At 74.0% G+C, this 11,206-nt stretch carries 10 protein-coding genes; 4 read left to right on the top strand and 6 right to left on the bottom strand.

Going from position 1 to position 11,206, the window contains the following annotated elements; translation table 11 throughout:
* Window positions 1-73: 73 nt before the first annotated feature.
* The 4 genes from ACFVHO_RS33760 to ACFVHO_RS33745 form a co-directional block, all read right to left on the bottom strand.
* On the bottom strand, window positions 74-937 hold the full coding sequence (locus tag ACFVHO_RS33760) for a hypothetical protein (protein ID WP_385723200.1): 864 nt from the start codon (window positions 935-937) through the stop codon (window positions 74-76).
* Entirely contained in the window at window positions 934-2,199 is a 1,266-nt protein-coding gene (locus tag ACFVHO_RS33755; protein ID WP_385723197.1) for a glycosyltransferase family 4 protein, read from the bottom strand. Before ACFVHO_RS33755 ends, ACFVHO_RS33760 begins: the two co-directional genes overlap by 4 nt.
* 163 nt (window positions 2,200-2,362) lie before the next feature.
* On the bottom strand, window positions 2,363-3,673 hold the full coding sequence (locus tag ACFVHO_RS33750; protein ID WP_385723194.1) for an ABC transporter substrate-binding protein: 1,311 nt from the start codon (window positions 3,671-3,673) through the stop codon (window positions 2,363-2,365).
* Window positions 3,674-3,677: 4 nt separating this feature from the next.
* Window positions 3,678-4,265, bottom strand: a complete 588-nt coding sequence (locus tag ACFVHO_RS33745) for a hypothetical protein (RefSeq protein ID WP_385723192.1) — start codon at window positions 4,263-4,265, stop codon at window positions 3,678-3,680.
* Between the two features lie 136 nt (window positions 4,266-4,401).
* On the opposite strand from ACFVHO_RS33745, the gene ACFVHO_RS33740 reads away from it, so the two are divergent.
* The 3 genes from ACFVHO_RS33740 to ACFVHO_RS33730 are packed head-to-tail and all read left to right on the top strand — an operon-like array spanning window position 4,402 to window position 8,313.
* The gene (locus tag ACFVHO_RS33740; protein ID WP_385723307.1) at window positions 4,402-4,950 is read left to right on the top strand and encodes a hypothetical protein; all 549 of its coding nucleotides are present in this window, start codon (window positions 4,402-4,404) and stop codon (window positions 4,948-4,950) included.
* A gap of 4 nt (window positions 4,951-4,954) precedes the next feature.
* On the top strand, window positions 4,955-7,633 hold the full coding sequence (locus ACFVHO_RS33735; RefSeq protein ID WP_385723190.1) for an ATP-binding cassette domain-containing protein: 2,679 nt from the start codon (window positions 4,955-4,957) through the stop codon (window positions 7,631-7,633).
* Entirely contained in the window at window positions 7,630-8,313 is a 684-nt protein-coding gene (locus ACFVHO_RS33730; RefSeq protein WP_385723187.1) for an ABC transporter ATP-binding protein, read from the top strand. The genes ACFVHO_RS33735 and ACFVHO_RS33730 overlap by 4 nt, the downstream gene beginning before the upstream one ends.
* Before the next feature lie 7 nt (window positions 8,314-8,320).
* Here the strand turns inward: ACFVHO_RS33730 and ACFVHO_RS33725 are convergent, their stop codons facing one another.
* Both ACFVHO_RS33725 and ACFVHO_RS33720 read right to left on the bottom strand, forming a co-directional pair.
* Window positions 8,321-8,935: a transglycosylase family protein gene (locus tag ACFVHO_RS33725; protein ID WP_385723184.1), complete on the bottom strand. Its 615-nt coding sequence runs from the start codon at window positions 8,933-8,935 to the stop codon at window positions 8,321-8,323.
* A 181-nt stretch (window positions 8,936-9,116) separates the two neighbouring features.
* Window positions 9,117-9,764 (bottom strand): transglycosylase family protein, encoded by a 648-nt coding sequence (locus ACFVHO_RS33720; RefSeq protein ID WP_385723181.1) that lies wholly within the window; start codon window positions 9,762-9,764, stop codon window positions 9,117-9,119.
* A gap of 592 nt (window positions 9,765-10,356) precedes the next feature.
* Here ACFVHO_RS33720 and ACFVHO_RS33715 point away from each other — a divergent pair.
* Window positions 10,357-11,154, top strand: a complete 798-nt coding sequence (locus ACFVHO_RS33715; protein ID WP_385723178.1) for a hypothetical protein — start codon at window positions 10,357-10,359, stop codon at window positions 11,152-11,154.
* Window positions 11,155-11,206: the final 52 nt, after the last annotated feature.

Genomic DNA, 11,206 nt, shown 5'->3' with positions numbered 1-11,206 from the left:
GCCTCGTCCTCAAACGCCGGACGGGCTGAAATCAGCCCTCACACTCCGGGCGGGCTGAAATCGGCCCCCGGCCTCACGCCGCCGCCACCCGTACCGCCAGGTCGTTGTCGTTCGTGTAGTACGGACCCACCTCGACCTGGCCGCCCACGCAGTCCACCCGCTTCACCGGGTACGTGAAGATCGGCTTCTTGTCGGCCACGTCGTCCAGGAGGCGGGCGAGGCGGATGCGCGGCCCTTCGTCGCCCGCCGGGTGCAGCCACAGGTCCCAGACGCCCTCGGCGTCGGCCAGTTCGGCGTACGGCAGGGCGAAGTCGAATTCCGTGGCCGCCGGGGCCGTCGGCGTCACCTCGGCGCGCAGGACCCGGGAGACGTCGCCGCGCAGGACGGCCTCGATGCGCGCGGCGTCGGTCAGCGCGGTGCCGTAGACCCTGCCGTGCCCGGTCAGGCCCGTGCCGTCGATGCGCAGCTCGCCGACCTCGGCGTGCGGGGCGCGCAGCCAGGCGCGCACCGACAGGTTGCCCTGCTTGGTGGCGTACGGGATGCGGACCGCGACATGGCCGCGGCTGCCGCTGGGGGCGCGGTCGACCAGCGAGCGCAGGTCGTTCACGCCCGGCATGAGGCGGCGCGGCTCGCCGCCCTCGACCTGGGCGTAGGCGTTCCAGCGGCCCTCGGCCAGCTCGACGCTGCTGGGCAGCGCGGCGCGCAGGCTGCCGTCGGCCGCCGGGGTGAGGGGCAGGCGCACCTCGACGGACGGGTCCGAGTCCCGCAGCCGAAGCAGCAGATGGGCGGCGCCCGCCTCACCGGGGTCGGTGACGTCGAAGGTGAGACCGCCCGCGGAGTCCGCGATGCAGTCGGCGCGCGGCGCGAGCGGCTGCCCCTCGCCCGTCGAGGCCTCCGGTGAGCCGTCCAGCGTGCCCCGTGTGAACACGGCCGTCATGCCAAGCGCCCCTTCGTCGGTACCGTCCGGCGGGCGTCCCGCACGGCGTACGCGCCGCCGAGCAGGGCCCCTCTCGCGCGGTGCATCGAGCCGCGCACCCGGCCGCCCAGCGAGCCGCCTCGCGTGAGCATGCCCTGGAACATGTCCTCGTAGCGCTCGGCGATGCGGGTCGGATCGAAGCGCTCGGAGTCCTCGAGCGCGGCGCCCGCCATGCGCTGCCGCAGCGCGTCGTCGTTGATGAGTTCGAGCAGTCCGCCCGCGATCGCGTCGGCGTTGCCGACCTCTACGAGGCGGCCGTCCACACCGTTGTCGATGATCTCGCCGGGGCCGTGCGGGCAGTCGGTGGCGACCACGGGCAGGCCGCAGCGCATGGCCTCCACGATGGTCATGCCGAACGACTCCAGGCTGGAGGTGACGGCCGCGATGGAGCCCTTGGCCCACTCGGGCTCGATGGGGTGCGCCGGGCCCATGAGGAACACGTGGTTGTACAGGCCGAGGTCGTCGATCAGCTTGCGCAGCTTGTCCTTCTGCTTGCCGCCGCCGTAGATGCGAAGGCGCCAGTCGGGACGCTCGCGGCGCACCTTGTCGAAGGCCCGAATCAGCAGGTCGTACCGCTTGACGGGGGCGAGCCGGCCGGCCGCGACCACCCACTTGTGGGAGCCGTCGGCGGGCTCGATGCCGGGTGCGGGCACCGGGTTCGGCACCGCCTGCACATGCACGCCGGGCAGCCGCATCCGCTGCCGGTAGGCGTGCGCGTCGGCCTCGGTCGTCGTGGTCAGGACGTCCAGGCGCGGGTACACGCTGCGCAGTTGGAGGCGCAGTTCCTTGGGGTGGCTGTCGAGGGTGAGGTGCTCCTGGCCGACGCGCAGCACGCCGCGCCGGGCCTGGCGGGCGATGTGCACGTTCAGACCGGGCCGGGTGCCGATGACGACGTCGGACTTCAGGGCGGACAGGTGGGCCGCGATGCGCTCGTCGGTGAGGGCGCTGTACTGGGCGTAGCGGCCCTCGGCGCTCGGGAAGACCTTGGCCGGGGTGCGATAGGCCTCGCTGTCGCCCTCGTACCCGGGGCTGTTCTTCCGGATGTCGACGAGGTGGCTCAGTCTGATCCGCGCGTCAGGGGTGAAGACCGGCTCGTCGCGGTGGCGCAGCACCGACACGATGTCGACGTCATGGTGCTCGGCGAGTGTGTTCGCCAAGTTGTACGTCGTCCGGATCGTCCCTCCGATCCCGTACGCGTTGTGAATCAGGAAAGAGATATGCATACGTCCCCGTATTCCGCGCTTCCCTGCGGACAGTCCGTCTCGTCCGCCTACCGAGGGGTTAGACGGGAATCACGGGCCAAAGGTTGGGTCCAATATCCGTCTTGTTCTGGAACGGATGCCCGATCGAAAGCCGGAACCGGGAACTCCATGACTGGTACAACGATCATGGCTGGTAGGAGAGCTGCGGTACGTCGAAGCAGGTGCGGTTCATGTCGCCCTGTGTGACCCACCCCTCACCGCCCCCGCCGTCGTCATCGCGCCAGCGCGCCACGGACACACAGGTCTCGCGCGTCTTCGGCGGCCGCTCGCGCCGCTCGTACGTCACCGGCAGCAGCAGCCCGTCGGCGTCGTAGGGCTCGCCCCGGCTCATGAAGCGGTCGACGCAGGCGCGCGTGACGCTCCCGGCCGCCGAGCAGGACTTCGCCGCGTCCGTGAACCACATCGCGGCCGCCCAGCCCTCCAGCTGCCACTGGGAGTGCGTCTTCGCCCCCTTCGTGGCGTCGCGGAACTCGCGCACCGCCGGATGACCCGTGTCCTCGTAGTTGCGGCTCGCGCCGGTGGCCCACAGGGCGTTGCGGCAGCGCGGCGCGTCCTTGTAGTCGTCGGCCACCGTGGATGACCAGTTCTGGACGTTGGTGACCTTCGCGGTGATGTCGGCGCCGACGTCGTCCATCGCCTCGCACAGCTGCGCGTTGCCGTGGGTGTCCATCGCGTCGAAGACGAGGTCGACGCCGCGGTCCTTGAGGTCGGCGGCGACGGCGCGGAAGTTGGGCAGCGCGAAGTCGACCTGCTCGGTGACGACGTCGTAGCCCTCGGTCTCCAGGCCGCGCTTCACAAGACGGGCGTACGCGGCCGACGCGGCCTGGTTGTAGGAGACGACTGCGGCGGTGCGGGCGCCGTGCTCGCGCTTGAAGTAGCGGTAGACCTCGGTGCCGCCGACCAGCTTGCCGTCCCAGCCCGGCTTGCCGGTGCGCGGGGAGAGGCTGCCGTAGATGCCGTACAGGTGCGGGTAGGTGTCGTAGGCGGAGCCGATGGGCTGGCCGCCGATGTCGGGCACGCCCGCCTTCGACACGCGTGGGGCGCCCGCGTAGTCGAGGGAGGTGGTGGCGACGAGGGCGACGACCTTCTTCTCGTCGAGGAGCTTGCGCACGCACTGGTTGTTGCCGACGCCGCTGCCGCCGTCGTCGCAGGTGTGCACCTCGACCGGACGGCCGCCGACGCCGCCGCGGTCGTTGAGGCGCTCGAAGTACGCCTCGGCGCCGTCGCGCGGGCCGGTGAAGGCGGAGCCGCCGACCGGGCTGGTGGCGCTGGCGATGATGCCGACCCGCACCGGCGGCCCCTCCTGGGTGCCGCGCGGCGCGGGCGGGCGCTCCTCGAAGTCGCTCTCCGGAAGGCGGCTGCCGCAGGCCGCGGCGGCCAGGAGCGCGGCCGTCGCCAGCAGGGCCAGGCCACCGGAGCGCAGACGGCTGCTCAAGGCCTCAGCAGCCGGGGCCGGGCGACGCGTTGCCGCTCAGCTTCACCAGGGCGCACAGCGTCTTCACGGACACCTTCCAGGTGTCGTCCTGGTTCACGGCCGTCCCGCTGGCGGTGGGCAGCGCGGTGGCGCCCTTCAGCGTCAGCGCGTACGTCACGTCGGCCTCCGTCGCCGAAGTGAACTCGACCTTGCCGACCTTCGCGCCGACCTGCTTGCCGCGCTCGTCGCCGCTGAAGCCCTGGAGGACCGCGCGCATCTTCGGGCCGTTCTCCAGGACGGCCTCCTTGTCCCGCAGGGACGTGGCCGGGTCGAAGAACTTCTCGAAGTTCGTCCGTATCTGCTTCTCGGCGGCCGCGGGGTCGGCGGGCTCGTTCCCCTCGGGCGCCGCGCTCGGCGAGGGCGACCGGGCGGGAGCCTTGTCCGTCTTCTCCACCGAGGGCTTCGGCGGCGCGTTGTCGTCGCCGCCGCTGTCGTCACCGCAGGCCGCGGCGGCCGGAACGATCACCAGGACCGCGGCGGCCGCCAGCACCGCGCTCCGCGCCCTTCCCCGCCGAAGATCGATCCCCCGCCTGGGCCTTGTCCAGAGCACCATCTGGCTCACCACCGGGTGTCGGTCCGGGCGAAGAGCGCCCGGTGCTTTCAGGGTCAGCTTCCAGAAGGCATAGTGCAAGCCATTGACTGACATGAACAGACCCGGTCAGATCTACGACGTCTCCCAGGGGGCCTCGATGCGGGCGGCACGGACCGATCGGACTTCTCCCGCTGCGGCTCCCGCGGCCACCCGCGCGTCCCGGCTGCGCGCCGTGCACCCGATGCTCTGGGCGGCGTTCGCGGCCCTCGCGAGCGGCGCGGTGCTCTGCGTGATCGGCTGGTACGGCGTCTCCGGCGAGCGCTTCGCCGAACGGCAACTGCCCTACCTCGCCTCCTGCACGGTGCCGGGTGCCGCGCTGATCGTCGCGGGCGCGGTGCTCCTCGCGCACGGCCGCGGCGCGCTCGCGGCGGCCCGCGTCGAGGAGTTGTACGGGCTGCTGGTCGCCGTCGAGGGCCAGGACCCGGAGGCCGTGCGCGCCGAGGCGCCCCTCGCGACGAGCGACGACCTCCTCGTCGTACCCGGCGGCAGGCTTCTGCACCGGGCCGACTGCCCGCTGGTGGCGGGAAAGCCGGACGCGGTGACGCCGGACGCGGTCCTCCTGGCGTCCGGCGCGACGACCCCGTGCCCGATCTGCGCGCCCCCGACGGACCCGCCGTCGGACCCGCCGACCGGCTCCGAGGCCTGACCCGGTGGCCTCCCTGAGCTACGACCTCACGCTGGCCGGGCTCTCCGTCGGCAGCGCCGCCGCCCTCACCGGCATCGGCCTCATCGTCACGCACCGCGCGACGGGCGTGCTCAACTTCGCGCACGGCGCCATCGCGATGGTGTGCGCGTATCTGCTGCGCCACCTCACCGTCGAGTGGGACTGGCCGCTCTGGCTCGCCGCGGCGGTCACCCTCCTCGTGGTGGCGCCCGCGATCGGCCTGGTCCTCGAACGCGTCGTCTTCCGGCCCCTCGCCGTCCTCGGCGGCGACCCGGCGCAGACACTGGTCGCGTCGATCGGGGTCTTCGTGCTCCTGGTCGGCGGGGCCGCGCTGATCTGGGGGCAGGGCGCACGCGCGGACGTGCCGACGCTCGTGTCGGCGGACCCCTGGGGGCAGTTGGCGGCCGCCGTGGTCCTCGCGCTCGCCGTCTGGGCGGTCACGCGCTTCACCCGCTTCGGCGGTGAGCTGCGCGCGGTGGTCGACGACCGGCGGCTCGCGGTCCTCGCCGGGATCGACGCGGACCGGGTGGCGGCGGCGGGCTGGGCGTTCGGCTCGTTCACGGCGGGCCTCACCGGCGTGCTGCTCGCCCCCTACGTACGGCTCGACCCGTACGGCATGCCGCTGCTCGTCATGGAGGTCGTGGCCGTCGCCGTCGCCGCCCGGATGCGGAACCTGCCGGTGGCGGTCGTCGTGGCGCTCGGCATCGGCGTGGCCCAGAGCCAGTTGACCCGGCTGCACCCGTCCGGCTGGGGCGAGCCGCTGCTCCAGGCGGTCGGCGCGAACCTGTTCGTGGTGGCGCTGCTCGTCGCCGCGCTCGTCCTTCCGGGCATCGGCACCGGGGACGCGCTGCCGCGCACCGCCACGGCCCGTGTCCCCACCCCGCCCGGCGCGTGGATAGTGGCCGTCGTCCTCTTCCTGCTGCCCCTCGGCTTCGCGGGCCCGGACCTCACCACGTCCGTGCAGGTGCCCGCGCTCGGCGTCATCCTGCTGTCCCTGGTGGTGGTCACGGGGCGGGGCGGGCAGATCTCCCTCGGGCAGGCGGCGTACGCGGGTCTGGGCGCCCTGTTCACCGCGCTGCTCGCCGCGGGCCGGTTCCCGGGCCTGCCGGAGCTGCCGACGCCGGCCGCGCTGGCCGTGGCGGTGCTGCTCGTCGCGCCGCTCGGCCTGCTCACGGGCTGGCCCGCGATCAGCCGCCACGGCCTGGCCCTCGCCCTCGCCACCTTCGCGGTCGGCGTCGGGGTCAGCCGCTTCGTGTTCGCGCAGCCGTACGCCACGTCGGGCCTCACCCTCGGCCGCCCCGCGGGCTTCGAGGGCGACCGCGCGTACTACCTCCTCGAACTCGCCCTGCTCGGGGGCGCGCTGCTCCTCGTGGCGGCGCTGCGGCGGGGCCGCACGGGGCGGGCGCTCGCGGCGATGCGGGACCACGAGGCGGGGGCGGCGGCGGCCGGGGTGTCCGTGCGGGCGCTGAAGCTCGGCGCGTTCGTCACGGGCGCGGCACTCGCGGCGCTCGGCGGCGGCATGCTCGGCATGGGCTTCCAGGCCTTCGACCCGGCCGCGTACGACCCCGTGCGGGGACTGCTGTGGTTCGCGGCCGTGGTCGTCCTGGGCGCGGACAGCCTGCTGGGCGCGCTGCTCGCGGCGGCGCTCCTGGTCGGCCTCGACGCCGGAACGCGGGGCGGGGTCGCGGCGGCGGTCATCGGAATCCTCGCCATACTGATCGGCCGCTTCCCCGGCGGCCCGTACGAAGCCCTGCGCACAGCGACCCGCCGCCTCCGCCGCCATCCCCACCTCACCCCCACCGGAACCCGCGCCCGAACAACCCTGACCCCCACGCCCCCGAAGCCCACACCCCCCACAACCACGACCACGGCCCCACCCACCGCCACCCCAGAAACACCTGCGGCACCCCCGACCGCCCTCGCCCCCCACCCCCCGGGGCGCGCAGCCGGGGTGCCCCCACCCCGGCCCCCCACCCTGGAGGCCCATGGCCTGTCCCTCACGTACGACGGTTTCACCGCCCTGCAAGACGTCTCCCTCCTGGTGCCCCCAGGCCGGATCACCGCCGTGGTCGGGCCCAACGGAGCCGGAAAGAGCAGCCTGTTCCACTGTCTGGCCGGGACGGTGCGGCCGGACGCGGGGAGGGTCACGTTCGCGGGGCGGGACATCACCCGGCTGCCCGCCCACGCCCGCACCCGCGTAGGCGTGGCCCGCACGTTCCAGGAACTCGCCGTGTTCCCGACCCTGACCGTCGCCGAGAACGTACGGGTGGGCGCGGAACAGGGCCGACTGCGCGACCCGAAGGCCCCGGACCGGGCGCTGCGCCTGTTCGAGCTGGCCCCCGTCCGCGACCACCCCGCCGCGGACCTGCCCACCGGCACCCTGCGCCGCGTCGAGCTGGCCCGCGCCCTCGCGGGCGACCCGCACGTCCTGCTCCTGGACGAGCCGGCCGCGGGCCTGGACACCGCCGAAGTGGCCGCCCTGGCGCGGATCCTGCGCGCGCTCGCCGCGGACGGGACGGCCCTGCTGGTGGTCGAGCACGACCTGGACCTGGTGGCGGGCCTCGCCGACCGCGTGTACGTCCTGACGGCGGGCCGCGTCGTCGCCGCGGGCCCCGCCGACCAGGTGCTCGACCCACCCCGCGCCCTCGAGGGCGAGCCGCCATGAGCCGCGGCCTCGAACTCCGCGCGGCCCGCGTGCGCTACGGCCCCCTGGAAGCCCTGCACGGCGTGAGCCTCATCGCCCCCTGCCCCGGCCTGACGGTCCTCCTCGGCCGCAACGGCTCCGGCCGTACGACCGCGCTGCGCGCCCTAGCCGGGTCCGTCCCGGTGTCCGGGGGCGCCATCGTCTGGGACGGCGCGGACGTCACCCGGCTGCCCGCCCACGAACGCGCCCGCCGCGGACTGTGCCTCGTACCGGACCGCAGGGCCGTCTTCGGCTCGCTCACCGTCGGCGAGAACCTGGAGCTGGCGCACGCCCGCGGCGACTTCACCGCCGCCCTGTCCGCGTACCCGGAGCTGCGCCCCCTGCTCACCCGCCGCGCGGGCACCCTGTCGGGCGGCGAGCAGCGCATGCTGGCCGTCTCCCGGGCCCTCCTGTCGCAGGCGCGCGTGGTCCTCGTCGACGAGCCCACCCAGGGCATGTCCCCGGCCGTCGCGTCCCGTACCTACGACCTGCTGGCGGGCCTGGACGCGGGCGTGGTCGTGGCCGAGCAACGCCTGCCGCCCGGCCTGCGCGGGCGCGCGGGCCGGGCGGTGGTGGTGTACGAACTGCGCCGCGGCGAGGTCGTGTTCGCCGGGGAGGCCGCGGAGGTCCCGGCGGCGGATCGCCCCGGCCCTGCGGGATGAGGCCGCCTCACTCGGCCGGGGCGACCTTGGCCGGAGCGAGCTTGGCCGAGGCGACCTTGGCCGGGACAGCCTTGTCCGGGACGACGAGCACCGTCCCGGGGGTGAGCCGGTCCGGGTACGGGCCGACCACCTTGCGGTTGGCCTTGTAGAGGGTCTTCCAGCCGCCCTTGAGGTGATGGCGCCGGGCGATGGAGCTCAGCGTCTCACCGCGCTTGACCACGTGCGTGATCCGCACCGGCAGCAGCGCGTACCCGTCGAGCCCCGCCGCCTTGACCTTCTTGGAGCAGACCGGCCAGGCCTTCCAGCCCTGGTTGCGCAGCACCTTCTGGGCGATCCTGATCTGCTGCTCGCGGGTGGCGAGGTCGGCGCGCGGGGCGTAGGCGAGGCCGCCGTGCTCCACCCAGGTGGGCTGGTAGAACTGCAGGCCGCCGTAGTAGTTGTTCCCGGTGTTGGCGTCCCAGCGGCCGCTGCTCTCGCAGTGGGCGAGGCAGGCCCAGGGCCCCTCGGCGCGGGAGCACTCGTAGGCGTACCTGGTGGCCTCGGCGCCCGGCCGCGGCGGCGTGGGCGCAGCGGTGGCCGACGGCGCGAGGAGCGACAGGGCCGCCGTGGCGAGCAGAGTCACGGACCGAGACCGAAGACGTGTGTTCGACAGCGGGTGCATCGGGTCACGCTAAGCAGATCATCAGCCCGGTCCGGCCCGCGCCGCGCCGACGGCGGCGCGACCCACCCGGTCGGCTGAAGCCGCTGACGCCGCGACCGGTCGGGCCCGGCCGCGGCGTCAGAGCCGTCGAACTGTCGAACTGTCAGACCACGAGCCGCTGCCCGGGCACGATCATGTTCGGATCGCCGCCGATGACCCCCTGGTTGGCCGCGAAGATCCGCTGCCAGCTGGTGCCGTGCGCCGCCGCGATGCGGCTGAGCGTGTCACCGGACCGCACGGTGTAGTTGCCCGAGCCGCCGGGCGCGCGGTAGGCGGTGCCCCGGTCGCTGCGGGCGGGGGCGCGGTACGTCGGAGCGGGCTGCTCCGGTGCCGCCTTCGGCGCGGTGGACCTGGGCGCCGCGGGCTTCGGGGCGGCGGGCGCGGCCCCTCCGGGCGCGGAGCCGTGCGCTCCGGCGCGTGCCGAGCAGGACGGCCAGGCCCCCCAGCCCTGGGCACGCTGGACCTTCGACGCGACGGCTATCTGCTGTGCCTTGGACGCCTGGGCGGCCGTAGGCGCGTACGCCGTGCCGCCGTACGCCCGCCAGGTCCCGGCGGAGAACTGGAGTCCTCCGGAGTAGCCGTTGCCTGTGTTGGTCTGCCAGTTCCCGCCGCTCTCGCAGCGGGCGATCCGGTCCCACACTCCGCTGTCCGCGGCGGCCTGACCGCTCGCGGCGAGCAGTGCGAGGGGCGCGAGAAGCGCGGCCCCGCCGAGCACTGCCGTCCTGCGAATGTACTGGGGACGAACGGACATGAATTTCCCTCTCCAAGGACCCGGGCTCCCCCGGGCTCCGCGGGCCCCGCGCGTATCCGACGCCGGGTTCCCGCCGAGCCCCGTCCGCCGGTCGGACGGCGCGCAGCCGTCCCGCCACCGGGATCCGTGCGGATCCGTGACGGTCTTCGAGGCTGCGCGGCGCCCTGCCGCACCCTGACGCCGGAAGTCCGGCCGGTGCGATCGGCGGTCGTACCCGAGCGGTGCTCACTGCACACGGCGGTGGAATCTAGAAGCGCTCTCGCCCCGCCATCAACCGGATCCTCGTCATTCCAGGCCAGTTGACTGTTACCGGTAGTATCGTCGAGTTTCGGACACCCACTTAATAGTCCGATATCGATACATGTCACCCCTCACCCGAATCGATCTGTGACCCACCTCACCGCCCCAACTTCCTTGCCCTCAGCAGTCGTTGGCATGGAGTGACTGATTCCGCCCGTCAACTCACGCTCCGCTCAGGACAGTTCAATTCCGTTCGCCCTCGCGCGTGACTTGCACCACTGATCGCCCGTTGTCTCCTTCATGAGCCGGGCACCACCCGGACACCCCACGCATCGATTCCGAGGAGCCACCCGTGCCGCGCATGCTCGACCTCAGCGACGAGGTACGCGCCGAGATCGGCGATGAAGAAGCCGACCGCCTGCTCGCCGGGGAGAACGCCCCGGGCGCCTACGACTGCACCTCCTGTCGCACCCCCGGCGACTCGGACCGCGAGCGCACCAGCACCGTCCTGTTCGTCGGTGACGAGACCGCCGTGCTCGCCTTCGCCCACTCCGCCTGCCTGCCGTCCCAGATCGTCGAGGTGGCCGAGGAGCAGCTCCAGGGCGCCGTCCGCTCGATCACCGGCGACACGGGGGACGCCCCGGACTCCGCCGCGAGCCTCGGCGGCCGCCCCGAGCAGGCCGTGCTCGGCGTCACCAGCGGGCTCGTCCTCATCGAGGGCGAGCTGCGGCCCGCGCTCGTCGTGGAGCCGACCGGGCCGATCGCCCGCCCCGGCGCCGCGCCCGGGGGCGGCGACGACTTCCTGCCGCTCCTGATCGAGCAGGGCTTCATGCCGGTGACGTCCCTGGACGGCGTGCCGCCGACGCTGCACGGCTGGTCGGTGCTGCTCGCCATGGGCCAGCTGCACGCCATCCTCCAGCCCGGTACGGCGGGCGGCCCGCAGGTCGCCTGGTGGCAGGCGCACCAGCCGCTCCAGGTCACCGAGGGCTGGCGGGCCGCGGCCAACAAGCTGCAGGCGGTGCTGCTGTTCGCGGCGCCCGCCGGTGCCATCGGCCGCCAGCCCCGCGAGGACCTGCTGCGCGGCGCCCTGGACCGGGCCGCGGGGCGCGGCCAACTGGTCGCGTGCGGCATGCCGTTGGCCGGTACGTGAGCCTGACCCACCGGCCGTGGGCGCGGCCGGGGGGGCGCGCCCCCGCGGGGGA

Source organism: Streptomyces sp. NPDC127108, from assembly GCF_042677545.1.
Taxonomy (GTDB): Bacteria; Actinomycetota; Actinomycetes; order Streptomycetales; family Streptomycetaceae; genus Streptomyces.
The sequence above is the reverse complement of the archived record's forward strand: the minus strand, read 5'-3'. Positions and strand labels throughout refer to the sequence as shown.